The organism is Burkholderia sp. BE17, assembly GCF_009362305.1.
Classification (GTDB): domain Bacteria; phylum Pseudomonadota; class Gammaproteobacteria; order Burkholderiales; family Burkholderiaceae; genus Burkholderia; species Burkholderia pyrrocinia_C.
Window position 1 is genome coordinate 1 of sequence record NZ_WHNU01000009.1, and the last position, 24,831, is coordinate 24,831.

24 protein-coding genes and 1 pseudogene are annotated in these 24,831 nt (G+C 63.7%); 17 read left to right on the forward strand and 8 right to left on the reverse strand.

The window, feature by feature from the left end:
* Positions 1–120: 120 nt before the first annotated feature.
* Positions 121–258, forward strand: a pseudogene (locus tag GD429_RS09820) (integrase core domain-containing protein); the annotation flags it as partial.
* A 626-nt stretch (positions 259–884) separates the two neighbouring features.
* Complete coding sequence (locus tag GD429_RS09825; protein WP_065501341.1) at positions 885–1,103, forward strand: hypothetical protein; 219 nt, start codon at positions 885–887, stop codon at positions 1,101–1,103.
* A gap of 85 nt (positions 1,104–1,188) precedes the next feature.
* On the opposite strand, the gene GD429_RS41000 is transcribed toward GD429_RS09825, so the two are convergent.
* Positions 1,189–1,506 carry a hypothetical protein gene (locus GD429_RS41000; protein ID WP_227791606.1) on the reverse strand — a complete coding sequence of 106 codons (318 nt, stop codon included), beginning with the start codon at positions 1,504–1,506 and terminating at the stop codon, positions 1,189–1,191.
* Positions 1,507–2,616: 1,110 nt separating this feature from the next.
* Here GD429_RS41000 and GD429_RS09835 point away from each other — a divergent pair.
* From GD429_RS09835 to GD429_RS09890, 12 genes are all read left to right on the forward strand, one after another.
* Entirely contained in the window at positions 2,617–3,735 is a 1,119-nt protein-coding gene (locus GD429_RS09835) for a branched-chain amino acid ABC transporter substrate-binding protein (RefSeq protein WP_027781249.1), read from the forward strand.
* A 171-nt stretch (positions 3,736–3,906) separates the two neighbouring features.
* On the forward strand, positions 3,907–4,833 hold the full coding sequence (gene livH / locus GD429_RS09840; RefSeq protein ID WP_124662888.1) for a high-affinity branched-chain amino acid ABC transporter permease LivH: 927 nt from the start codon (positions 3,907–3,909) through the stop codon (positions 4,831–4,833).
* Positions 4,834–4,844: 11 nt separating this feature from the next.
* Positions 4,845–6,116 (forward strand): high-affinity branched-chain amino acid ABC transporter permease LivM, encoded by a 1,272-nt coding sequence (locus tag GD429_RS09845; protein WP_152856765.1) that lies wholly within the window; start codon positions 4,845–4,847, stop codon positions 6,114–6,116.
* Positions 6,113–6,886, forward strand: coding sequence for a high-affinity branched-chain amino acid ABC transporter ATP-binding protein LivG (livG, locus tag GD429_RS09850; protein ID WP_111018740.1), 774 nt, complete (start codon positions 6,113–6,115; stop codon positions 6,884–6,886). The genes GD429_RS09845 and livG overlap by 4 nt, the downstream gene beginning before the upstream one ends.
* Complete coding sequence (locus GD429_RS09855; RefSeq protein ID WP_011659407.1) at positions 6,886–7,587, forward strand: ABC transporter ATP-binding protein; 702 nt, start codon at positions 6,886–6,888, stop codon at positions 7,585–7,587. The genes livG and GD429_RS09855 overlap by 1 nt, the downstream gene beginning before the upstream one ends.
* Positions 7,588–7,748: 161 nt before the next feature.
* On the forward strand, positions 7,749–8,099 hold the full coding sequence (locus GD429_RS09860; protein WP_152856909.1) for a VOC family protein: 351 nt from the start codon (positions 7,749–7,751) through the stop codon (positions 8,097–8,099).
* A 194-nt stretch (positions 8,100–8,293) separates the two neighbouring features.
* Positions 8,294–10,213 carry a clostripain-related cysteine peptidase gene (locus GD429_RS09865; RefSeq protein ID WP_152856766.1) on the forward strand — a complete coding sequence of 640 codons (1,920 nt, stop codon included), beginning with the start codon at positions 8,294–8,296 and terminating at the stop codon, positions 10,211–10,213.
* 76 nt (positions 10,214–10,289) lie between these two features.
* Complete coding sequence (locus GD429_RS09870) at positions 10,290–11,105, forward strand: DUF4105 domain-containing protein (protein WP_152856767.1); 816 nt, start codon at positions 10,290–10,292, stop codon at positions 11,103–11,105.
* Between the two features lie 50 nt (positions 11,106–11,155).
* The gene (locus tag GD429_RS09875) at positions 11,156–12,532 is read left to right on the forward strand and encodes an HdeD family acid-resistance protein (RefSeq protein ID WP_152856768.1); all 1,377 of its coding nucleotides are present in this window, start codon (positions 11,156–11,158) and stop codon (positions 12,530–12,532) included.
* Positions 12,533–12,695: 163 nt separating this feature from the next.
* Complete coding sequence (locus GD429_RS09880; RefSeq protein WP_152856769.1) at positions 12,696–13,019, forward strand: hypothetical protein; 324 nt, start codon at positions 12,696–12,698, stop codon at positions 13,017–13,019.
* An 81-nt stretch (positions 13,020–13,100) separates the two neighbouring features.
* Positions 13,101–14,222: a glycosyltransferase gene (locus GD429_RS09885; RefSeq protein WP_152856770.1), complete on the forward strand. Its 1,122-nt coding sequence runs from the start codon at positions 13,101–13,103 to the stop codon at positions 14,220–14,222.
* Between the two features lie 89 nt (positions 14,223–14,311).
* Complete coding sequence (locus GD429_RS09890; RefSeq protein WP_227791612.1) at positions 14,312–14,992, forward strand: polysaccharide deacetylase family protein; 681 nt, start codon at positions 14,312–14,314, stop codon at positions 14,990–14,992.
* A gap of 273 nt (positions 14,993–15,265) precedes the next feature.
* Here the strand turns inward: GD429_RS09890 and GD429_RS41810 are convergent, their stop codons facing one another.
* The 4 genes from GD429_RS41810 to GD429_RS09910 all read right to left on the reverse strand — a co-directional run bounded on the left by GD429_RS41810 (position 15,266) and on the right by GD429_RS09910 (position 19,174).
* Entirely contained in the window at positions 15,266–16,537 is a 1,272-nt protein-coding gene (locus GD429_RS41810; protein ID WP_193727089.1) for a helix-turn-helix transcriptional regulator, read from the reverse strand.
* Positions 16,538–16,732: 195 nt separating this feature from the next.
* Positions 16,733–17,140 (reverse strand): DUF2000 domain-containing protein, encoded by a 408-nt coding sequence (locus tag GD429_RS09900; RefSeq protein WP_152856773.1) that lies wholly within the window; start codon positions 17,138–17,140, stop codon positions 16,733–16,735.
* 44 nt (positions 17,141–17,184) lie between these two features.
* On the reverse strand, positions 17,185–18,042 hold the full coding sequence (locus tag GD429_RS09905; protein ID WP_152856774.1) for an AraC family transcriptional regulator: 858 nt from the start codon (positions 18,040–18,042) through the stop codon (positions 17,185–17,187).
* Positions 18,043–18,196: 154 nt separating this feature from the next.
* Positions 18,197–19,174, reverse strand: a complete 978-nt coding sequence (locus GD429_RS09910; RefSeq protein ID WP_152856775.1) for an AraC family transcriptional regulator — start codon at positions 19,172–19,174, stop codon at positions 18,197–18,199.
* A gap of 41 nt (positions 19,175–19,215) precedes the next feature.
* Here GD429_RS09910 and GD429_RS09915 point away from each other — a divergent pair, with 41 nt between their 5' ends.
* Entirely contained in the window at positions 19,216–19,965 is a 750-nt protein-coding gene (locus tag GD429_RS09915) for an SDR family oxidoreductase (RefSeq protein WP_152856776.1), read from the forward strand.
* A gap of 81 nt (positions 19,966–20,046) precedes the next feature.
* Here GD429_RS09915 and GD429_RS09920 read toward each other — a convergent pair whose 3' ends face one another.
* Positions 20,047–21,348 (reverse strand): aspartate aminotransferase family protein, encoded by a 1,302-nt coding sequence (locus tag GD429_RS09920; protein ID WP_152856777.1) that lies wholly within the window; start codon positions 21,346–21,348, stop codon positions 20,047–20,049.
* 78 nt (positions 21,349–21,426) lie between these two features.
* Here GD429_RS09920 and GD429_RS09925 point away from each other — a divergent pair, with 78 nt between their 5' ends.
* Complete coding sequence (locus GD429_RS09925; RefSeq protein ID WP_152856778.1) at positions 21,427–22,311, forward strand: LysR family transcriptional regulator; 885 nt, start codon at positions 21,427–21,429, stop codon at positions 22,309–22,311.
* Positions 22,312–22,377: 66 nt separating this feature from the next.
* Here the strand turns inward: GD429_RS09925 and GD429_RS09930 are convergent, their stop codons facing one another.
* Both GD429_RS09930 and GD429_RS09935 read right to left on the reverse strand, forming a co-directional pair.
* Positions 22,378–22,563 carry a hypothetical protein gene (locus GD429_RS09930; protein ID WP_152856779.1) on the reverse strand — a complete coding sequence of 62 codons (186 nt, stop codon included), beginning with the start codon at positions 22,561–22,563 and terminating at the stop codon, positions 22,378–22,380.
* 8 nt (positions 22,564–22,571) lie between these two features.
* On the reverse strand, positions 22,572–23,813 hold the full coding sequence (locus GD429_RS09935; protein WP_152856780.1) for an MFS transporter: 1,242 nt from the start codon (positions 23,811–23,813) through the stop codon (positions 22,572–22,574).
* 138 nt (positions 23,814–23,951) lie between these two features.
* Between GD429_RS09935 and GD429_RS09940 the strand changes: the two genes are divergently transcribed.
* Complete coding sequence (locus tag GD429_RS09940; RefSeq protein WP_152856781.1) at positions 23,952–24,824, forward strand: LysR family transcriptional regulator; 873 nt, start codon at positions 23,952–23,954, stop codon at positions 24,822–24,824.
* Positions 24,825–24,831 lie beyond the last annotated feature (7 nt).

The following is a 24,831-nucleotide window of genomic DNA, read 5'->3' on the forward strand; positions in this document are numbered from 1 at the left end:
GTGCGGGCAGCGTTCGACTGGAAATCAGCAATGAACCAGTTTGCTATCCTGTTCGGTGAACGATTCACCCAGGCGCGTGGATAACGCGTTGTTCAACCGCCTCGCCCACAAAAATGCGGACAGGTTCGCCATGCCCGGCGCTCCATCGGCGACTACATCGAGCTGTACAACCGAAAACGGCCCCATTCGAGCCTGGCGGATCGGACGCCGGATGAGGCATACTTCGCGACGCTGCCTGCGATCAAATCGGCAGCATGATTGCCTCGGACGTTCCACTTAGAAATCTCAGAAAACTGTCCGAACGAGTGAGGCCACCTCTGTCCGCAGACTTGTTGAGCATCCGTTATTGCGTCAGAATCCGCCCCGATCTGGATCTTGAGTGAGCGCCCGCGGTGGGTCGCTAGCCGTCCGAGCGAGATGCCGAAACCGGACATCACCCGTAAGCAATTTTCGGTGCGCCCGCACGACAAAAAGATCGAGCAGCAATCGCCTCCGTATCGAGACAAACTCATGCAGCTCGTCCGATCCAATCGGACTGTTTCGAATCGTCAAGTTCCGATCAATCGCGCACTGCGACGGATCGACGTTCGCCATCAACTCCCGCAATGGCCGTGAGCATTGACCTCATTGTCTGCCTATAACCAATGGCTAACGTGTGCTCAAGCAACGAACACTGTCTAATAGGCAATGTCCCGCTGATGATGATCGCGCGCGTGGACGGATATGCCGAACGTCCTGATTCACACGCCGCAGCAACGTTTCTGTCGAACCACCAACAAAGGAGGAATCCAAACCATCAAACCGCCGCAGTAAACGAGCGCGGGCCGCAAGTGCTACCAACACTCACGACCCGCTAACCACAGCCAACTAATGGAGAGTTGCCCATGGCTAAGCCGAATCATAAAGCACGACCACCGAAGACGGAACGTTTCGTAACGATCCAGGAAATGTGGGGTACGCCGAAAACGGACCTCAAGCCGGAGAAGTTCTACCCGTACATGAAGATTGGTGGAATGTGGCTGATCAGCGATGCGTGTTTTGTCCCGGGCCGAAAGGCGCGAATCGATATTGAGCCTGGCAGGCTGATCATCACTCAGTTGTAAAAGGCAACGCCGCAAGATGCGGCCGCGCTGCGCGAAGTCGCGCAGCGCGCCGGGTAGGGCTGCTGCTACCAGCCGCTCCAACGCATCACCAGGCGATATTGCAAGACGACCGCGACGTCCTCGCACCGCCGGTAGCCGTGCAACGCGTGCCCGCGCCGTTGTCATAGAACGTGCGCGTCTCCGGTTGCGGCACGGACGGATCGAACGGATTCGGCGTACCGTGCGGGCCGCGCGCGGCATCGTACGGCCGTGTCGGCGCATACGAGCCGCCACCACCAGCTGGTCGCGAGCCGTTATCTCGCAGGTACTCGTTCCAGTTCTGCTCGCGCTGTTCATATCCAGGCAACGCGCGGCCAAGACTATCGCTGCCACCTGAGCCGAGCGCGACGCGATTCGCGGGCAATACCAAATCGGGTTCGTGCTCCGACGAAGGCGGCGGTGCCACAAGCCTATCGCCCGACGCACGCAACGGCCGCGTATCAGGCGTATCGAACGGACTACGCTCCACGGGCGCAGCGTACTGCACGCGGCGACGGCTCATACGTGCCGCATGCCCATCATCACGAGCAGCAGCACGCCGCTCCGAACGAAACACATTGGCACCGCCGGCCCGATCGGCCAGCGTATCGCGCCCCGAAGCATCGGCAGCAGAAACAGAAAGCGCCCACGCAAGCGCGGCGGCGGAAGACAAGCGAAAAGGATGATTCATCGGCGATCCCAATCAGGTGATGTGCATTGAGCAAAAACGGCAGATCACTGGCTGGCGAGACTGAACGACGGACGGGCGTCGAAGCGGCCCTGAGGCGACGGCGAGGCGCGGCGGGCGCGGCTCGCGGGAAGGCTGGCTGGATTGCAGAGGCGAATTCGTATTATTTCACACAAATATCAACGAGCTTTCTAAACACCCTGATCTGTCAGCAAACAGAAGGATTTACCGCCCACGCCGAGCGCCCCGTATTGGTGCTTCCCCTTCAAATCGTCAGCTGATTGATTTCCAACGATCGGACCCTTAGCAGACCAAACACGCTCCACACACGACCAGAGATCGCCAAACACCATACCCAGCAAGGAAACAACCCACCCCGACACCCTCCAGCGCAACCCGATTGCACCGAAAGCAAACGTTCTCGCTCTCGCCCGGTTGCCCTCCGGTCGCCACCCCATCCCTACGTGTTTTCCCTCGGTCGACCGGCATTTTTGACAGACGATTTAAAAACCCCCATATAATTTCGACTGCCTTGCCAACAGCTGTCGGACCATCCCTCCGATCAAGCGATTTGGCAAGCGGGGCAGGCGAAACGCTTGCGCAATGCAAGACGCATCACGATGTCTTTCCGAACCAGACGTCCCCTTCGGGGACTGCAAGAGCCGGGCCCCGCTACGCAACATTCCGCCGGAGTTCCGTCTTCTATGTGTCTCGGGCGTGTCCCATGTCCTCGCCCCGGGTGCTGTTCGATTGCGCAAGTCATGCCGCCTTTGCCCGTATGACTAAACAACATCGAGGAGCTCCCAGATGACGCTGTCCCGTCTTACGTCCATTTCCGTCGCCGCCGTGCTGTTCGCCGCGGGCGCCGCCGCCGCGCAAGCGGAAACCGTGAAGATCGCCATCGCTGGTCCGATGAGCGGCTCGGTCGCCCAATATGGCGACATGGTGAAGGCCGGCGCGCTGACCGCGATCGAGCAGATCAACGCGGCTGGCGGTGCGGGCGGCAACAAGTTCGAAGTCGTGCTGATGGACGACGCATGCGAACCGAAGCAGGCCGTCGCCGTCGCGAACAAGATCGTCAGCCAGAAGATCAAGTACGTGATCGGCCACGTGTGCTCGGGTTCGACGATTCCCGCATCGGACATCTACGAGAACGAAGGCATCGTGATGGTCACGCCGTCGGCCACCGCGCCGCAGCTGACCGAAGGCAAGAAGCGCCACTTCATCTTCCGTACGATCGGCCGTGACGACCAGCAAGGCCCGGCCGCCGCGCACTACATCATCAACAACGTGAAGCCGAAGAAGGTCGCCGTCCTGCACGACAAGCAGTCGTACGGCCAGGGCATCGCGTCGTCGGTGAAGAAGGACCTCGAAGCCGCGAAGATCCCGGTCGTGCTGTTCGAAGGCATCAACGCCGGCGATTCGGACTACTCGGCGATCATCACGAAGCTGAAGTCGCAAGGCGTCGATTTCGTCTACTTCGGCGGCTACCACCCGGAAATGGGCCTGCTGATGCGCCAGGCGCGCGAGCAGGGCGTGAAGGCAACGTTCATGGGGCCTGAAGGCGTGGGCAACAAGGACGTGACGGCAATCGCCGGCCCTGCTTCGGAAGGCATGCTCGTCACGCTGCCGGCCGACTTCTCGGCCGACCCGGCCAACGCGGCGCTCGTGAAGGCGTTCGCGGACAAGAAGCGCGACCCGAACGGCCCGTTCCAGATGCCGTCGTACGCAGCGGTGAAGATCATCGCCGACGCGATCGCGGGCGCGAAGACGACCGATCCGACCAAGGTCGCCGCGTACATGCACAAGACGACGTTCGACACGCCGATCGGCAAGGTGTCGTATGACGCACAGGGCGACCTGAAGGCGTTCAAGTTCGTCGTGTACACGTGGCACAAGGACGCGACGAAGACCGCCGCCAAGTAATACGGAGTACCCGCCCCGCGCACCCGCCCTGCCCGTCACCCGGGCGGGGCGCGTGCGCATTTGGCCGTTCCGCGGCTAACGGGCGGCCCGAGACGACACCGTGCGTTGCGCGCGGCCGCAGCCGTGATCCGGCGCGGCGCGCGACGCGGCGCCAACGGGAGCTTCCCGCACATGACTGACTTCTTTCCGCAATTCGCCCAGCAGCTGGTCAACGGCCTGACGCTGGGTGCGATCTATGCGCTGATCGCCATCGGCTATTCGATGGTCTACGGCATCATCGGCATGATCAACTTCGCCCATGGCGAGATCTACATGATCGGCGCGTACGTGGGCCTCGTGACCCTGACCGCCATCGGCATCTCCGCCGGCTATCCGCTGCCGCTCGTGCTCGGCGCCGCACTGATCGTGTCGGTGATCGTCACCGGCCTGTACGGCTTCGCGGTCGAGCGCGTCGCATATCGGCCGCTGCGCGGCGGTCCGCGCCTCGTGCCGCTGATCTCCGCGATCGGCATGTCGATCTTCCTGCAGAACTACGTGCAGATCGGCCAGGGCGCACGTGACGTATCCGTGCCCGTGCTGATCTCCGGCGCGTTCGAGATCCATCTCGGCGGCGACTTCGACGTGACGATTCCGTATGCGCGTCTGCTGATCGTCTGCGTGACGATCGTGCTCATGATCGCGCTCACGCTTTTCATCTCGCATTCGCGGATGGGCCGTGCGTGCCGCGCGTGCGCCGAGGACATGAAGATGGCGAACCTGCTCGGCATCGACACGAACCGCGTGATCTCGTTCACGTTCGTGCTTGGCGCGATGCTGGCCGCCGTCGGCGGCGTGCTGATCGGGCTGACGATCGGCAAGCTGAATCCGTATATCGGCTTCGTCGCGGGCATCAAGGCGTTCACCGCCGCGGTGCTCGGCGGGATCGGCAGCATCCCGGGTGCGATGCTCGGCGGCGTGCTGCTGGGCCTCGCAGAAACCTTCGCCGCAGGCTACATGCCGGCCGAGTACAAGGACGTCGTCGCGTTCGGCCTGCTCGTGCTGATCCTGCTCTTCCGCCCGACCGGCCTGCTCGGCAAGTCGGACATCGAAAAGGTCTAAGGGAGACGCAGATGAGTACAGTCATTTCCGTTCGCCGCCCGGCCGCCGACGCTTCGTTCGGCCAGGCGCTGAAGAATGCCATGGCCGCCGCGCTCCTGACGGCGATCCTCACGATTCCGGTGCTCGGGCTGCAGTTGAAGCTCGACGGCTACCAGGTCGTGCTCACGCCGCACTGGCGGCCGGTGTGGATCGCGGTCGCGGCCGTGTTCCTGTTCCAGTTGTTCAAGCCGTGGCTCGTGCGTGCGAAATCGGCGGTGAAGTTGCCGGCGATGCCCGCGATGGGCGCGCAGCAGCAGCGCGTGGTCGTGTGGGTGCTGCTCGCGGTCGGGCTCGTGTGGCCGTTCTTCGGCTCGCGCGGCGCGGTGGACGTCGCGACGCTCGCGCTGATCTACGTGATCCTCGGCCTCGGGCTGAACATCGTGGTCGGCTTCGCGGGGCTGCTCGATCTCGGTTATGTCGGGTTCTACGCGGTCGGCGGCTATACGTACGCGATGCTGAACCAGTATTTCGGGCTGTCGTTCTGGGAATGCCTGCCGCTCGCCGCGATCGCGGCGGCGACGTTCGGCTTCCTGCTCGGCTTCCCGGTGCTGCGGCTGCGCGGCGACTATCTCGCGATCGTCACGCTCGGCTTCGGCGAAATCATCCGCCTGCTCGCGAACAACCTGACGAGCCTCACCGGCGGCCCGGACGGCATCTCGGGCATCTCGAAGCCGACGGTGTTCGGCTTCGAGATGGCGCGCTCGGCGAGCGTCGAAGGCGCGAAGACGTTCCATGAACTGATCGGGCTGGAATACAGCGGCGAGCACATGGTGATCTTCCTGTACCTGATCGCGCTGCTGCTGGTGGGCTTCACGCTGTTCGTGACGAGCCGCCTGATCCGCATGCCGATGGGCCGTGCGTGGGAAGCGCTGCGCGATGACGAGATCGCCTGCCGGTCGCTGGGCCTCAACCCGACGCGCATCAAGCTGTCGGCGTTCACGCTCGGCGCATCGTTCGCGGGTATCGGCGGTGCGTTCTTCGCGGCGCGTCAGGGCCTCGTGAATCCTGAATCGTTCACCTTCATCGAATCGGCGCTGATCCTCGCGATCGTCGTGCTCGGCGGGATGGGCTCGCAGCTCGGCGTGATTCTCGCGGCGATCCTGCTGACCGTGCTGCCGGAAGTCGCGCGCGGCTTCGCCGAGTACCGGATGCTGATCTTCGGTCTGGTGATGGTGTTGATGATGATGTGGCGTCCGCAGGGCCTGCTGCCCGCGAGCCGTCCCCACGTGGAGCTGCCCCAATGAGCACGAATGCAGAACTGTTGAAGGTCGCCGGGCTGCAGATGCGCTTCGGCGGGTTGCTCGCGGTGGACGGCATCGATTTCGACGTGCGCCGCGACGAGGTGTTCGCGATCATCGGGCCGAACGGCGCGGGCAAGACCACGGTGTTCAACTGCGTCGGCGGCTTCTACAAGCCGACCGGCGGCGACGTCGTGCTCGACGGCCATCCGATCGCGGGGCTGCCGAGCCACAAGATCGCGGTGAAGGGCCTGGTGCGCACGTTCCAGAACATCCGCCTGTTCAAGTCGCTGACGGTCGTCGAGAACCTGCTCGTCGCGCAGCATCGCAAGGTGAAGGCGGGGCTGCTGCCCGGCCTGTTCTCGACGCCCGCGTATCGCCGCGCCGAGAAGGAAGCGCTCGAACGCGCGGCCGTGTGGCTCGAACGGATGGGGCTGAAGTCGGTCGCCAACCGGCCGGCCGGCACGCTGTCGTACGGGCACCAGCGGCGTCTCGAGATCGCGCGCTGCATGATCACCGAGCCGCGCCTGCTGATGCTCGACGAGCCGGCGGCCGGTCTCAACCCGCAGGAAAAGATCGAGCTGCAGCACCTGATCGACAAGCTGCGCCGCGAGTTCGGCGTGTCGGTGCTGCTGATCGAACACGACATGAGCCTCGTGATGGGCGTGTCGGACCGCATCCTCGTGATGGAGCACGGCCGGCCGATCGTGATCGGCACGCCGGAAGCGGTCCGCAACGACCCGCGCGTGATCAAGGCGTATCTGGGGGAAGAGTGATGCTGAAGCTGGAACAGGTCCATACGCACTACGGCGCGGTCGAGGCGCTCGCGGGCGTGTCGATCGAGGTGAAGAAGGGCGAGATCGTCACGCTGATCGGCAGCAACGGCGCCGGCAAGACGACGCTGATGATGACCGTGTGCGGCACGCCGCGCGCATCGTCGGGCCGCGTGCTGTTCGAGGGCAACGACATCACCGCGATGTCGACGCACCAGATCATGCGGCAGGGGATGGCGATTTCGCCGGAAGGGCGTCGCGTGTTCCCGAGTTTGACGGTGCTCGAGAACCTGAAGATGGGCGGGTTCTTCGCGAGCCGTCATGAGATCGACGACGGCATCGAGCACGTGTTCAAGTTGTTTCCGCGCTTGAAGGAGCGTGCGACGCAGCGGGCCGGCACGATGTCGGGCGGCGAGCAGCAGATGCTGGCGATCGGCCGGGCGCTGATGAGCAAGCCGCGCTTGCTGCTGCTCGACGAGCCGACGCTCGGCCTCGCGCCGCTCGTGATCGCGCAGATCTTCGACATCATCCGGACGATTCGCGACGAAGGCGTTACGGTGTTCCTCGTCGAGCAGAACGCGAACAAGGCGCTCGGCGTGGCCGATCGCGGCTACGTGCTCGAAACGGGGCGCGTGGTGCTTGCGGATACGGGCGCGAATTTGCTTGCTAATGATCGGATCAAGCAGGCTTATCTCGGCGGTTGATGAAGGAAGCTGCCGGCCTGCAATGGGCCGGCAGCTTTTTTGCGTCCTTCCCGGATGCTTCGGTACGACAGGTGCATTGCCTGTTTCTGCGGGAAATCTGTAGCCGATCTGGCTTCGATCGTAGTCAAATCAGCTACATCCTCGCCTTGCAGAGAAACCCGATGAAGGTCAAACGAATCGTCGCCAATATCGACACGCGATCCGTTGACGAAGCAAAGCGCTTCTATCAGCACATCTTCGGTCTCGATCTGTTGATGGATCATGGCTGGATCGCGACCTACGGCAATACTGAACAGATGGACGTGCAGATCAGCTTCGCATCGCAGGGCGGGTCGGGCACGTCGACGCCCGATCTGTCGATCGAGGTTGACGATCTCGACGAAGCGCGCGCGCGCGTTCATGCGGCGGGCGTCCCTGTCGAATACGGCCCGGCCGACGAGCCGTGGGGTGTGCGGCGCATCTACGTGCGCGATCCGTTCGGCAAGCTCGTCAACGGGCTGGCGCATCGCTGACCGCACAATCGAATCTTGAATGGCTGACTGCCGCACCCGCAAAGCGCACGGTTCCGTGCGCAGAAAGCACGAGATTGAAGGCACCTCACACGGCGCGAATTTCAATATATTTCGCGATTTTTGTAAAAGAGACGCCGGCACAAATGATTTAACCTCCCCCGATAATTCGCTGAAACGGACGGTCCGAGGGGAAGATGAAAATCATTCTGAGAGAGGTGCGCCGACATTTGCTGTCCATCGTCGGTGGTTTTCTGATCGTTTTCCTCAGTGCCTGCGGCGGCGGGGGCGATGACATCGATTCGTCGACGTCTGCCGATCATACGCTGCTGGTTTATATGGTCGGGGCCGATCCGACGATGACCCTCAATGCGCAGAAAAGTCTGGGGCAGATGACAGCGGCGACGGCCGGCACCAGACTGAATCTCGTAGTGACGACGGGGGCAGGAAACGGCGTGGTAGACGGGGTCGATTGGTCGCATACTCAACGCTGGGTGCTTCGGGACGGGCAGAAAACCAAGCTCGCCGATCTCGGCCAGCAGGATATGACAAGGCCGGATACGTTGCGTGACTTCCTGGTCTGGGGCATCCGGAATTATCCGGCCAAGCGTTATACGATCATTTTGAACGATCACGGCGGCAGCTATCGGGGATTCGGATTCGTCGGAAATTCACATCTGTCTCTTACGGATCTGGTTTCCGCTTTCGACGGTGCGAAGAAAATCACCGGCGCGAGCTTCGACTTGATAGGCTTCGATGCCTGCATGATGGCAAGCGTCGAGGTGGCCGCGGCATTGCAGCCTTATGGCCGTTATCTCGCAGCCTCCGAGGATCTGGAATACCACCCTTGGGATTACGCAAGCATCGTCGCCGGGATAGCAAGCAAACCCGACATGGACGGAGAGGCGCTCGGGGAATTGATTGCGAATACGTACTTCACGTATACCCGGTATAACGCCGATTTCACGTTCTCGGTGTTGGATCTGAGTCAGGTGCCGCAGCTTCTTGCCGCAATCAATGACTTAGGGGCGGAACTGAAGTCCGGAAATTACTCGACTCTTCAGATGGCGAAAATCAGATCGGAAGCCCAATCTTTTTCGACTGACTGGACAACCGCTACGGACGTCGTGGACCTCATGCAGTTGTCCCGGGGGCTGACCGATGGTCTGGAGCCGCCCCTGGCTACCACTGATGCTGTCATTACGCCGCTGATTAATAAGGTCGTTATCCATCGGTCCGCCGGTACTTCGCGAATCGAAACCGGGGGGCTTAACATTTTCATGCCGGCGGGCGCGGCATACGATTCCAGCTTGTTGAAAGAATATGCTTTGACAAAACAATGGATGGGAGCTTACCAGGACTTTGTCGGGCAATATGCGGAGGCGTTGAACCTGAGCCTGGATGTTGCTATCAATTTGGCTGATCCTGTTGCCTATCAGGGAGTAATCTCCTCGGTCGTTACATTCCCGCAGATCTGGAATAATAAAAATCCTTTGGCGGTGATATCGTATTGGGATGAAAAAGGCAAGATATACTATGCGATGCTCCCGACCGATGCAGCATCGCCAGCGGTGGTCGATGGTGTCGATATTGATCCGTCTTTTGCTCTGATGGTCAAAAGAAATGCGGTCGATTCAATTTATGCAATTGACGGCGTGCCGGTTTCATTGATTCCGACGACAGCGCCTTCGACCGAGTTTCCCGGAAAGTATGTGATTCCCGTGGGCAAGGGGGAAGGGGGATGCGGAAAGCCAGAGGATGGATTCTTGCTTGTCACTGAAAACGGTGCCAGTCACAGAATGGCTGTCGCGGGTTATGTGTCGAGTTTGGGCGGGGCGGCAGGCTATGCGACGCCCGTGGAGAAATTTGACGATAAATGGGTAATGTGTCCAAAAGCATGGTATGGCGGGGCGTGGATTTCGAATGACGGCCAGGCGGTTAAGGTGAATAAGAATAATATGAGCGTTGAAAAAATCGCTGTGCCGGTGGCGAACTACGAGTTGTCGTTCGCGGTGGCAGACTTCGCGAATCGTCTGCATGTCTCAAAACCTATTTCTGTCGTGACTTCGCAAGCCGGCCCGACGCAATCGCGAGCGTTCGCTGAGGCATCGCACTGAGTGGGCGAACGGATCGCGCTGCGCCCCACTCGATCCGCGACACGTTAAGACGCTTGAACAGCGTGACACGATCGACATGAACCATTTGTCATCACTGATCCGCGCCAAGCGCGCGGCGCCGGTCTGGGTCCCGGAATACGAACGCGCTGCCCGCGTCGAATGGCGCGGAACGCGCGTCACCGTACGCGACGTGCGCGATTTTGCGTATCGCACCCGCGACGACTGCACGCCGGGCTATTACGACGCGACCTACGCGCTCGCCGAGGTGAACTCCGTCGATCTCGTCGTATCCCGATGGACCGCGGAGGCGATCGCGCACGCCTTTGTCAGTTTCGGGTTCGACGACGGCCGTCATCTGGCGATCTCGATCGAGACGCGCCGACGTCGCGGGCAACGATATTCGCCGTATGCCGGTTTCCTGCCGTTGTACGACCTTGCATATGTCGTAGCCGACGAGCGCGATCTGATCGGCGTGCGAACGGACGTGCGCAGGGAGCGCGTTTACCTGTTCCGCGCGGCGGTCGAGCGTGCGACCGTGCGGGCGCTGTTCGTCGACTATCTGCGCCGCATTCATGTGCTCGAGCGGGATCCGGAGTTTTACAACACGTTGTTCAACAACTGCACGACGAACATCCTGCGCCATATCCACGCCATCACGCCCGACGTTCGCTATAGCTGGAAGGTCCTGCTGAGCGGCTACGCGGACCGCTATGGGCACGAGCTCGGATTGCTGGACAACTCGATGCCCTTCGACGTGCTGAAGGCGCGCAGCCTGATCCAGCGTGCATCGGATGCAACGATCGATCGGGACTACTCGGCGGCGATCCGCGCGTCGCTGCCGTTCGCGCAGTTGCACGACACATCACGCACGTCATGCACATCACACGCATGATGGGAAACGATTGAACGACGCCGGCGCAGCCCGGCGCGATGGAAGGAAACATGGTCAGACTCGTGTTGCTTTTGTTGGGCGTCGACTATCTGCGCACGCGTGCCCGCGCGATCTTCTGGATCGGCGTCGCCTGGACGGTCGCCGGGCTCGTCGTGTTTGTCGACGCGCTCGACGGCGCGATGCATTTCCCGATCACGCTGTTCGCGTGGCTCTTTCTCGCGGAGGGGCTGGCGACGCTCGCCGTCGCGTGGACAGGCGTCGGCGGGCAACGCATATTGCGCTACGCGAAGGGGACCGCGGTCGTGGTGGCAGCAGTGCTGATCTTTGCCGGGCATCACCACGGCAACTTCATCCTGTCGATGATCTTCGGCACGCTGTTCCTTGTCGATGGCCTGCTTCAGTGCGTGTCCGCATGGCTTGTGCGCTACCGACGGTGGCGGGTCGCCTTCGCGTGGGGTAGCGTCGAAATGCTGATTGCGTTGTTTTTCTACCAGCCGTACCCGACCCATTATGCTGGGACACTGCCGTATTGCCTCGGGTTGTTCCTGATCTTCGGGGGAACCAATCTGATGTCGCTCGCGTCGCGCGCGCGGCAACTCGTTCGCAATCCGGCACTGAACCGCTCACGGCAATCCGCGCTATGGCCGGACGCAGCCCCGGCGGACATTGAGCGCCGCTTCGACCGCACCGAATGGGACGGCCCGCCGGCCGACCACGAGCGCGCGCTGACGGTTCATGTGTGGACGCCGACCGGATCGTCGAAAGCGCCGGCCCAGCACCATCCGATCGTCGATCGCTATATCGCGGCGGTCGATGTCAACGGAACGATCTCGACCGGGCACGCGGCGCTCGAATCGCCGGAGGGCATATATATCAGTCTCTATCCGGGCGTCGAGATCGACCGGTCGCCGGACGAATTCGGCCGAATCCTGCGCGCGACCCGCGAAAACGATGTGCCAGGCATCTTCCAGCCGGATTACGCGACGGAATCGAACGCATGGTGTCCGTCGACGGCGCGCGTCCGAATCCGCAATTACGATCCGGTGAAACTGGCGGCGTTTTGGGAACACTATCGGGCGGACACTACCTACAACCTTACGCACCGGAACTGTTCGAGCACGGTTGCGCATGCGCTGGAAGCAGCGATTGACGGCGCGATCGGCCGGCTGCGCGGCGATCGTGCGGGCTGGGGAGGTTTCGTGCGCGTGCTCGTGACGCCGGAGTTGTGGGTCGCGGCCCAGATCCGCAAGCGCGCGACCACGATGGCGTGGACGCCAGGTCTCACGCTCGACTATGCACGTGCACTCAGCATGCTTGCCGATCCCCGGCCATTCGCGTGGTGGCAAGCCGCGAGACTGGCGGCAGGCCGGCTGACGCGGCAGCGTCGCACGTGGCGCGTGGAGGATGCGAAGGCCCCGCGCGGATGAGGGCAGGTCGGGCCGCTTTTTATCGCGGCAATGCGTTACGGATACGACCTGACGGTTCTCGATTAAAGTCAAATCGATTTTGTTGATATTTCATTGATTTCATAGGCGATGAAATATAAGAATCATATTTAGGTTTAAATATTCTTGTTCGGCAGGATTGTCGATGTCGAATATTTTTTCCTCCGGCCGCGCACCAAATTACCTTCGATTGCATTTGCTTGGCGATGCAATCGAATTCAATTGTTCTGAATTCGTTCTTTGTGGTTTTCAGTCCGGAATGTTTGGCGCCGCGAGTGCAACACTCTCTACTTTCAGGATATTCGATAAATATATTGAAAGCGGCGCGCTTTCGAATTCAATACAATTATTTTGGCAAGGGGAGTTATTGTTGGGATCTCCCCTGGAACGTAATTTCCCGGATTTTCGGGGAGGTCGCTGCCGGATTTTAATTATTGGAATTGAGCTGTTGCGAGATCGATATACATGACCGGAAGAACGAACTGCGAACCGGAGTCGGGAAATTCGGGGAAGAGGGCGCTCGTGCGTTGACCGTCAAATGAAAGAAGACATGAGAATCCTGTACACCAATTTCCACGGCGGCAACGGCGGAGGCCACGACACTTATATTCGCGATCTCGCTGTCGGGATGAGTCGCCGGCATCGGATCACGGTCGCGTCTCCGGCGGGAAGCCGCCTGTCGCGGCTGGTGTGCGCGGAGTCCGGGATCGCAGTCGTCGACTTGCAGTTCAAGCCGAAGTGGCGCGAATTCCTGCCCGAACTTGCACGATTGCGCGACCTGATTGCCCGCTCGCGGTTCGATATCGTGCATGTGAACGGATCCGCGGATCACCGGCAGGTCATGCTCGCGCTGCTTGGCTGCCGCCAGCGGCCCGCGATCGTCTTCACGAAACACAACACCTATGCGGCTGACAGCATGGGGAATTTCCTGCGTGCGCGGCTTGCTACGGACCGGACGATCGCGGTCAGCGACTATGTGCGCCAGATGCTCGAGCGGCAGTCGCCGTACGGTGACATCACGGTTGTCAAGCACGGCGTGAGCACGGCCACGCATGCGTTGACGCCGGACGAAGTCCGGTGCAGCAGGATCGCGTGCTTCGGCGACGCGGCGGACGACGTGATCGTGCTGGGCAGTGTCGCGGGAACGGCGCCGCACAAAGGCTGGAGCGATCTGATCGATGCGCTCGCGCGATTGCCGGGCTCGGTGCGCGGCAGGTTTCGCGTGCTGCTCGCCGGGGATTGGCCGACGCCCGCGCAGCGCACTTATGTCGAACGTAGCGGCGTCGATCCGCTGGTCGCGTTTGTCGGGCCGATCGATTGCACGCGCGACACGCTCGCGATGACGGATGTGTCGTTCGTGCTGTCGTACCACGAGAGTCTTTCGTACGCGTGCCGCGAAGCGATGGCGATGGGGTGTCCGGTAATCGTGACGAACGTCGGCGGATTGCCGGAAAACGTCGACGACCGCATCGACGGCTGGATCGTGCCGCCGCGGGCCCCCGACGCGATTGCCGCGATTCTGTGCGGAATCGCCGAACGACCCGAACTCGTTAGGTCGATGGGGCGCGCGGCGCGACTCAAGAGCGAGCGCGAGTTCTGCTTCGCGAGATTCATCGAGGAAACGAAGTCCGTGTATCAGGAATCGATCCGGCAACCGGCCGTCACGTCATGAGCGCGACGCCGATTCGACAAACCGGCGCCGAGGGCATCCCCGACGTCGCGGCCTGCCCGTCGGTGCGGGCCGCAACGTGTCCGATCCTGATGTATCACCAGATCCGGGCGTTACCCGCGAAGACGGACGTGCTGCGCAGTCTGAGCGTCGCGCCGCACGCGTTTCGCCGACAGATGCGGCTGCTGAAGGCGCTGGGCTATCGCGGTGTGTCGGTTGCGGAACTGCAGCAACGCTGGCCGCGCGAGTCGCGCGCCAGACTGTTCGGCATCACGTTCGACGACGGATTTCGCAACGTGCTTGACCACGCGATGCCGGTGCTCGACGAGCTCGGTTTTACCGCGACCTGTTACTTCGTGTCGGGCAAGCTCGGCGGCAGCAACGACTGGGATCACCATCTCGCGACCTGCGAGGCGGCGCTGATGGACCGCGATGCGATGCTCGAATGGCTTGCGCACGGGCACGAGGTCGGCGCGCACACGATCGATCATGTCGCGCTGCCCGATGTGCCGGTGTCGGACGCGTGGCGGCAGATTGCGCACTCGAAGCAGCAGCTCGAAGTCGCTATCGGGCGGCCCGTCGTGTCGTTCTGTTATCCGTACGGATCGTGGAACGCAAATGTGCGTCGGCTCGTCGTCGATGCGGGATTCCGGAATGCGACGACGACCGTGCGCGGGCATGCGAGCGAGCGCGACGACCCGTTCCGGTTGCCGCGTGTCGCCGTGTCGGGCGAGCGGGGCCTCGTGCGCTTTCTCGGACGATTCTTCCGATGACATCCGACGCGTTTGCCTGGCGACATGAGCGATGCGACGGTTGTCTGTCGGGCCGTCGGCGAGTTTCGCGGGCCGCAAGCCGGGGCGTCGGCGACCGGACGACCGGGAGTGATCCATGAAGCGCATCGACCGCCGCGGAGGCGTGCTTGCCGCGATCGTGATCGGCGCGACGGCGCTGCTCGTCGCGGAACTGATCGACATCGTCTCGCTGCTGGTCGACGCGACCTGATGCGCGTGCCAGCGATCGCGGTCGTGCAATCCAGTGCCGGCCGATCAATGCGGCGATTTCGAACGAGACACCCGGAGCTGATGCGGCGTGACGCCGAAATGCTTCTTCATGGTCGTCGTCAGATGGCTTTGGGAGCCGAATCCGCATTCGAGCGCAATCGTCACGATGCTGGTCGGCGTATCCTGCAGAAGCCTTCGGGCCCGTTCGAGACGGCGCTCGATGACGTACTGGATCGGCGTGCGCGAGAAGCACGCCTTGAACGCGGCAATCGTTGCCGCTTCGCTGAGCCCGACGAACCGTGCGAGGTCGGAGAGGTCGATCGACTGGTCCAGCGACGCGTCGATGAACTGGTTGATCGTGCGTTCGCACAACGCGTCGCGCAACGCCGGTGACGGAGACACGCGGCCCATTCCGTTCGGGTTGCGTCGATAGGTTGCATCGGGCAGTTCGCCAAAACGCAACCAGTACGCATAAGCGAAGCGCTTCGACAACGAGAAACCGTATTGGCGAAGCGTGCTGGCGAACGGCAGATCCTGCTTACCACGCAGTGCACCGTTGACTGCCTGCATGCGCGCGTCGTAGAACAGGTCCCGGACGGGCTTGCCGGTCGCGCGCACGATGCCGCTTTCCAGTTCGCTGGCTGCGCAGCCGAGCGCGAGTGCAACGGCGCTCAGCGTTTTCCAGCGCATCGGGTCGGCTTGGATCAAAGCGATCGCGGAATGGGTCAGCCGGTCGGCGGTATAGCGCTCACGCGTGAGCAACGCGCTGTAGTTGCTGGAATGGCCGGTCACCAGCGTCTTGAGCATGTGCTCGAACAACGATTCGATCGCAGTGTCCGGCATCGGTGCCATGCTCGTCATCTGATACAGGCAGTGTGTGGCGATCTTCCATTCCGACGCGACATGCGGATCCAGCGGGCGCAGCGCGAAGCGAATCGGCTGAGCCAGTTCCCTTCCGGTCCATTGATCGAGAAAGCGTCCAAGCCGCTCTGCGCTGACGACGATCGAGCGATGTCCGAAGCCGTCGCTGCCCGATTCGGTTTTGGCGACGCCGACGGATGAAGTCGGCACGACGTCGTCGATCTTGCAGATCGTCTTGTCGTGACCGCTTGTGCGTTGCGCGCTGCCGTGCGTGCACAGCACAAACAGATAGTTGGAGCGGATTTCCTCGGTTTCAAAGCTGAACGGTGCGCGGCTGTCGAAATCGTAGATGCCGACGTCGTTCCAGGTGCGCCCGACGATGTCGACGTCGTTCGCGGTGGCGTGACGAGGAACGAAACGATTGCCGGTGCAGATGTTGCCGATGTATTCGGACACTTCTTCGGCACTTCTGCTGTGAAAGCAGCGGGTGCGGACGTTCTCATCGCGCATTCGAGGCCCCCCTCTCTGTCGCCATCCATCCGGATCATTATCTATGCGGTGATGGCGAGTGTGCCGCCATCGGGCTAAATTATCGGGATTTCCGGTCGTCCGCGCTACCGGTTCCTCTCGCGCGGGGCGGTGCGCGATGTGTCACGCATGCAACGCCAGCCCCTTGACCGCCTTGTCCACGGCCTTCTTCGGCCCGTGCAGCGCCAACCCGACAAAATCGAGATTTGCCGCGTCCCCGGCGCGAAACACTTCGCGGTTGGCCGCATCGTGCCCCGTCGAAAACATCGCGCGTACGTACGGCACGATCCGGAGTTCGCGCGACAGCGCCTGCCGGTGCGCGGCCTGCAGGCCGTTCAAATCGGCCGCGAACACCAGCATCGGCTGGCCGAACATGCGGCCGTAGCGATGCCCGGCCGCATCCTCGTAAGGCTCGCCGAGCGCTTCGGGTGCGCCGGCCGCGACGCCCGTCGCGAGAAACGCGACGACATTGAGTTTCTGCCACGCCGCGAGATCGTCGCGCACGATCAGTGCCACCTTCGTATCGAACATGCTTGCTCCTCATTGGGGCACTCATGATCGGATGCCGCGCGCGATCAGTCTGGAACGTTTGTGCACATTTGCCGGTACGCGGCCGGCGTGATCCGGTACGCGCGGCGAAACCAGCGGCCCAGATGACTCTGGTCGGCGAAGCCGACGTCCGCGGCCGCCTGTGCGGGCGTGCGGCCGGCTGCCAGCAGCCGCCTCGCGGCGCGCAGCCGCAAGCGCACCAGATACGCGTGCGGCGACGTGCCGAACGCGCGCTGAAACAGTCGGGTCAGCCGGAACCGGTCGATCCCGGCGACGCTGGCCAGTTCGTCGAGCCCGAGGTTGCCGTCCATCTGCGCATGCAGCAGATCGCGCACGCGCGCGATCGCGGGCGGCACGACCCCGCTTTCCAGCGCGAGCGGGCCGCGCAGTTCGCCGCCGAGCCGAGTCAGCAGGCGATCGAGCGTCTGGTCGCGCGCAAGCCGGCCCTCGTTGCCGTGGATCGCGAGAAACGCCTGCCGGATCGCGTCGACGAGGCCGCGGTCGTCGACGAGCGTATGGCCGAATGCGGCTTCGACGCTGCCGAGGCCCGGCAGATCCAGCCGGCGCGCCGCGTACTCGACCCATGCCTGGGGCAGGTACAGCATCCCGTAGGTGAAGCCGCCCGCTTCGGGCGCATGGCCGTCGTGCATCGCACCCGGCTCGATCAGGATCGCGCGGCCCGGCACGCTCGTATGCAGCGACCGGTGGCACTGGAAACGCTGCACGCCCTGTTCGGTGAAGCCGACCAGCATGTCGTCGTGATCGTGCGCATCGTATGCATGGCCGTTGAAATGCGCATGCAGGCTTTCGATGCCGGTTTCCTGATCGCGGTGCGCAACAAGCCAGTGGTCGGGCGTGCAGATATCCGTTTTCGCTGTCGTCATCGGATGCCTCGCGCGTTGTCGTTGCGTGACCGGTAGTGTACGCAGGTCGCGCGATGGCGGTGGCAGGCACGGGCCGTTCGTCCGGCGATCGCGCGGGAAGCGGGGCGGGACCCCGGCGTGCATCGCGATGCGCGGAATGGCGTGCGGGCGCGGTTCATTCCTCGTGCGCCGCCGCTTGTTCGTCGCGCGCATATTGCGCCGGCGGCCGCCCGACGTGCCGCGCGAACGCGACGCTGAAGGTGCTCGCGGAACTGTAGCCGACGCGTCCGGCAATCTCGGCGATGCGGCCTTCGTTGCGGCGGAGCAGGTTCTTCGCGAGCGCCATCCGCCACGTGAGCAGGTATTCCATCGGCGCGATGCCGACCGCGCGGCTGAAGCGTTCGAAGAAGGTCGAGCGCGACAGCGCCGCTTCCTTGGCGAGTTCGACGACCGTCCACGGATGGGCGGGACGTGCGTGCATGCCGCGGATCGCGGCCGCGAGTCGATTGTCGGCGAGCCCGCGCACGAGGCCGGGCGATGCATTCGTGCCGGCCGTGAAGCGCAGCGCCTCGATCAGCAGCACTTCCAGCAGGCGCGCCAGCACGATCTCGCGCGCGGGCCGCTGCGCGCGCGATTCGTCGCGGACCAGTTGCACGAGCGTGGTCAGCCGCGGTTCGCCGCGCACGTGCACGAATTGCGGCAGCAGCGACACCAGCAGCGATGCGTCGGGCGAACCGAAGCTGCAGTTGCCGGCCATCATCCGCGTGTCGACCGGGTTGCCCGGATCGCCGATCCGGTATTCGCCGTTGTCGAGTGCGATAGGCGGCGCGGTTTCGGCACCCGGCGGCGGCGGTTCGAGGCTGGACATCGCGACGCCGTAGGCCGCTGGAATCAGCATGAAGTCGCCGGGCAGCAGCGCGATCGGCGGGTGCCCGTCGATCGCGATCCGGCACCCGCCGTCGAGGATCGCGCAATAGAACGGCTCGCCGGCGACCGTGCGGTTGATCGACCACGGGCTCGCGCCGTGAACGGACTTGGAGTACCGCGCACCCGGTTGCAGCAGCGTCACGACTTCGGTCAACGGGTCGATCATTGCCGGACTCTCACAAAAGAAAATCGGATTTCCGATTGTAGCGAATACGGATCCGGCCATCTATCGTACGGACACATGCCCAACACACCTCAGGAGTTCGCATGAAGACCGTACTGATCACCGGCTGTTCCTCCGGCTTCGGCCTCGAGATTGCCCGCCATTTCCTGGCTCGCGACTGGCAGGTCGTCGCGACGATGCGCACGCCGCGCGAGGACATACTGCCGCCGTCGGAACGCCTGCGCGTGCTGGCGCTCGACGTGACGAACGCGGACAGCATCCGCGCCGCGATCGACGCGGCCGGCCCGATCGACGTGCTCGTCAACAACGCGGGCTTCGGCGCGGCCGCGCCGGCCGAACTCACGCCGCTCGACACGGTGCGTGCGCTGTTCGAGACCAACACGATCGGCACGATCGCGGTCACGCAGGCCGTGCTGCCGCAGTTTCGCCGGCGCAGGGCTGGCGTGGTCGTGAACGTCACGTCGAGCGTCACGCTGAAGGTGCTGCCGCTGGTCGGCGCGTATCGCGCCAGCAAGGCGGCGGTCAATGCGTTCACCGAATCGATGGCGGTCGAACTCGAACAGTTCGGCGTGCGCGCGCATCTCGTGCTGCCGGGCCGAGCGCCCGACACGCGTTTCGGCGACAACGCGCGTGCGCACATGCACGGCTTCGAACACGAGGCTTATGCGGAATTCGTCGGGAAGGCCGTTGCGCGCATGCTCGATGCGTCGGGGCCGATCACTCATGCGCAGGACGTTGCCGAAGCGGTATGGCGCGCGGCGACCGATCCGTCGAGCCCGATGCACATTCCAGCCGGTGCCGACGCCGAAGCGTGGGCGGCGCAAGCGCGCTGATCGATCGGGAGTCCGTCGCGCCGGTCGGTCGAACCGGCGAGACGGATTGTGCGATGCGGGGAAGTGCGTTACAGCGCGCCGTTACACCGCGCGTTCGATCGCCTGACCGAGCAGCGACAGGCCGAGATCGATCTCTTCGTCGCTGACGGTCAGCGGCGGCGCGATCCGGAACACGCCGCCCATGCCCGCCAACTGTACGATGTTCATGCTGAGCCCGAGGTTCATGCACTCGCGCGTGATCTTCGCGCCGAGCCCGTCCGCCGGTTCCTTCGTCCGGCGATCCTTGACGATCTCGACGCCGAGCAGCAGCCCGCGCCCACGCACGTCGCCGATGCAGTCGAACCGTTCCATCAGGTCGAGCAGGCCGCGCCTGAGCCGGTCGCCCATCGCGTTGGCCCGGGCGACGAGCCCGTCGCGCTGCACCACATCGAGCACGCGCAGGCCGACGGCCGCGGGCAGCGGGTCGGACACGTGCGTCGTGTAGAACAGGTAACCGAGCTCGTGCGCGCGTTCCTCGATCGCCGCGGACGTCACGATGGCCGCGAGCGGCAGCCCGGCGCCGAGCGTCTTCGACAGCGTCAGGATGTCGGGCGTCACGCCGTCGTGCTGGCACGCGAACATCGTGCCGGTGCGCCCGACGCCCGTCTGCGCCTCGTCGAGGATCAGCAGCATCCCGCGCTCCTCGCACTTGCGCATGAGCGCCGCCATATAGCCTTCCGGCAGTTCGATGATCCCGCCCGAACTGAGGATCGGCTCCGCGATGAATGCGGCGAGGTTGCCGCTCGACTGGCGGTCGATCAGGTCGAACGCGTAGTCGAGTTCGGCGAGATAGTCGTAGGTGCCGTCGCGCTCGAAGCGCGGCCGGTACGTGAACGGCGCCGGAATCGCGAACGAGCCGACGGCGGCCGGGCCGACACCCTTGCGGCCGGCGCTGTATGTGGCCGATGCCGCCGCGCCCGTCATCCCGTGCCACGACTGCGCGAAGCCGACGATCTCGTACTTGCCGGTGACGAGCTTCGCCATCCGGATTGCCGCTTCGTTCGATTCCGCGCCGGTGCTGAGCAGCAGCGCGCGGTCGAGCCCGTCGGGCGTGATGTCGGCGAGGCGCGTCGCGAGATCGACGACCGGCCGCGACAGCATCCCGCTGAACAGATGGTCGAGCTTGCCCGCGTATTCGCCGATGACGGAGACGATCTCCGGATGGCAGTGGCCGAGCACCGCGCTCATCTGCCCCGACGTGAAATCGAGGATCGCGCGGCCGTCCGCGTCGTAGACGAAGCTGCCTTTCGCGCGCTCGATGATCATCGGCTCGAACGTGCCGCCGTAGCGGACCAGATGCTGCCTGGCGTTGCGCCAGAAGGTTGCGTCGTCGTTCAGGGACATCGGGCTTCTCCGGGCAAGGGGGCAGGGATCGCTTGCAGTCTAGGCGCGCGTCTGGTTTGATGGAAACGAATAGTTCTTATGCAAGGTAGAAAAGGGGCTAATACCTTGGGACTTTCGCTCGAAATCGACCTGCTGCGTTCGTTCGTCGTGATCGCCGAGGTGCGCGCGCTCAGCCGCGCGGCCGCGCGCATCGGCCGGACCCAGTCCGCGCTCAGCCAGCAGATGAAGCGGCTCGAGGATATCGTCGACCAGCCGCTGTTCCAGCGCACCGGCCGCGGCGTGGTGCTGACCCACCCGGGCGAGCGGTTGCTCGTGCATGCGCAGCGCATCCTGCGGCTGCACGACGAGGCGATGGCCGACCTGTGCGGCACGGGGTTGTCGGGGACCATCCGGTTCGGGTGCCCGGACGATTACGCGGAGGTGTTTCTGCCGTCGCTGCTGAGGCAGTTTTCGAGCCAGCACCCGCAGGCGATTGTCGAAATCGTATGCGGACCGACGCCGCGGCTGCTCGAACAGCTGGAGAAACGCGCGGTCGATCTCGCGATGATTTCATTGCCGGACGACGGGGAGAACGACGACATCATTCGCCGCGAGCAACTGGTCTGGATTGGCTATCCGGGGCTGGAGCCCGCGCATTTCGATCCGCTGCCGCTCGCGCTTTCCGATCGCGATACGCTCGATCACATCGCAGCCTGCGAAGCGTTGCATCGCGCCGGCCGCGATTACCGCGTCGCGTATGCGAGCAGCAGTCTCGCGGGGCTGATCGCGCTGGTGCGCTCGGGGCAGGCGTTCGCGGTGATGACGCAGACGGCAGTGCCGGCCGACCTGGCGATCGTCAACGGCGATCCGCGGTTGCCGCCGTTGCCGGCCGTGGGCATTACGCTGAGGTTCGACCGGAAACGGCCGTCGCATCTGACGGCGGCGTTCGCCGAGCATATTCGGTTGACGCTGCCGTTGTTGTAACGCGCAACGCGCGGCAGTGCGGACGGCGCGCGTGACTGTCGCGCCGCCGTTTGCCTCGGTGTCGAATTATCCGACCATCGACGAAGCCGACACTTGTGCGCGGCCACGCACATCCACCGCCACATCGCGCACCCGGATCTTCACCCACGTGCCCGGCAGATTTAGTTCGATTTCCTGATATTCGTTGACCGGTTCGGAATCGGCGGCGCGTGCAGCACGCGGCGATTGACCGGAAAACGCAGGGGTACCCACCGCACCCGTTACACGCGAGCCAATCGCCGTGCAGCCAGCAACCCGAGCGCGAGCAGCACCGCGACATACGCGGCGACGCTCGCCCATGCGCCGTGTTGCCAGAACGACCCGCCGACCGAGCCGAGGACGCTCGACCCGAGATAGTACGCAAGCAGGTACAGCGAAGCGGCGTGCCCCTTCGCCGATCCCGCGAGGTGACCGACCCAGCCGCTCGCGACCGCATGGGCGACGAAGAAGCCGATCGTGACGAGCACGATGCCGACGACGATCGCGGCGAGCGAATGCGACAGCGTCAGCGCGAGGCCCGCCGCGAATACGAGAATGCCGCTGACCAGCACCGGTGCGCGTCCGAGGCGGTCGGCGAGCGCGCCGGCGCTCGATGAAGACACCATCCCGAACAGGTAGGCGCCGAAGATCAGGCCGCATTCGGTCGAGCTCAGGTTGAAGGGGGCCGCCGTGAGCCGGAACCCTGCGTAGTTGTATATCGTCACGAACGCGCCCATCACCAGGAAGCCGATCGCGAACACGAACGGCAGCCGGGCGTGACGCAGTTGCGCGTTCCACAGCCGAAGATGGTGACGCAGCGTCAGATCGGTGCGCTTCACGAAGCGCCGCGATTGCGGCAGCAGCATCACGAAGGCGACCGCCGCGACGAGATCGACGACGCCGATCGTCAGCATCGCCGTGCGCCACGAGAAGTGCTCTTCCAATGCGCTCATGCCGATCCGTCCGATCATGCCGCCGAACGCGGTCCCGCCGACATAGAGCCCCATCGAAAAACCGAGCCCCTCGGACGCGATTTCTTCCGCGAGATAGGCCATCGCGACCGCCGGGACGCCGCCCAGCGCGAAACCTTCGAGCGCACGCCAGACCAGCAGCAGGTTCCAGTTCGGCGACAGCGCGGCGAGCACATTGAACAGTGCGGCCAGCGTCATCGACGCGAACATCAGCCCGCGTCGTCCGACGCGTTCGGACAGTGCGCCGGCGCACAAAATCGAGACCGCCAGCATCCCGGTCGACAGCGACAACGACAGCGAACTCGACGCCGCTCCCAGCCCGAACTCCCGTGCGAACGCGGGAAGCAGCGGCTGGACGCAGTACAGCAGCGAGAACGTGGAAAAGCCGGCGAGGAAAAGCGCCAGCGCGATGCGCTTGTACGCGGCCGAGCGCGGGGAAACGCCGGCAGGCAGTGCGTCGGGCGCGGCGTTCTGCGTTCCGGGCATGGGCCGGGAAATCGAAGGGGAGGACATGGAGCACTCGATGTGCGACGGAATGCCCGAATTCTTGCGCACCGTCATGTATATGTCCAATATATGAAAGAAACCATAGCGATATGTTTTACCACTGGCTGACAGGCCGGCCCGGCTCACCGTGAGGTCACATAGCGAATGGAACTCAGGCATCTCCGATACTTTCTGGCCGTGGCGGCCACGTCGAATTTCACCAAGGCCGCTGAAACGCTCGGCATCGGTCAGCCGCCGTTGAGCCAGCAGATCAAGGCGCTCGAGAGCGAACTCGGCGTGGAGCTGTTCAAGCGAACCGCGCGCGGCGCCGAGCTGACGCTGGCGGGCGAGGTCTTCGCTGAAGAGGCGCGTCGCGTGCTCGACGATGCCGAGCGTGCGGCACGGGCGGCAAGACGGGCTGCGCGCGGGGAAACCGGCCATCTGCGGGTCGGCTTCACCGGGACGGCGGCGTTCAATTCGAAAGTGTCGGATCTGATTCGCCGCTTTCGGGAGGCGTTTCCGGATGCGGAGCTGACGTTGCAGGAAGCGACCTCGGGCGTCCTGCTGGACGAGTTGGATGCGGGGCGCCTCGACGTCGCGATCGTGCGGCCGCAGCGTCGTGTCGCCGCGACGTTGCGAGTGTCCGACTGGGACGAGGAACCGATGTTCGTCGCGCTGCCCGTCGCGCATCGGCTGGCGCAGCGTCGGCGCATCGATCTGGCCGAGCTGGCCGACGAGTCGTTCGTGCAGGTGCCGCGGGAGGCCGGCAGCGCGCTGTTCGACGATATCGTCGCCGCATGCAACGCAGCCGGATTCGAGCCGCGGATGGCGCAACCCGCGCCGCAGATCACGTCCGCGGTAACGCTGGTCGCTGCCGGGCTGGGCGTGTCTGTCGTGCCGAAGGCGATTACGCAGGTGCAGGTTGCCGGGGTCGTCTATCGGCCGTTCGCGGGTAATGCGCTGCGTGCAAGGTTGGCCATTGCGTCGCGATGCGACGAGCCGTCGGCGGTCGTTCGCAATTTTCTGTTGCTGGCTTAGCGGGGTG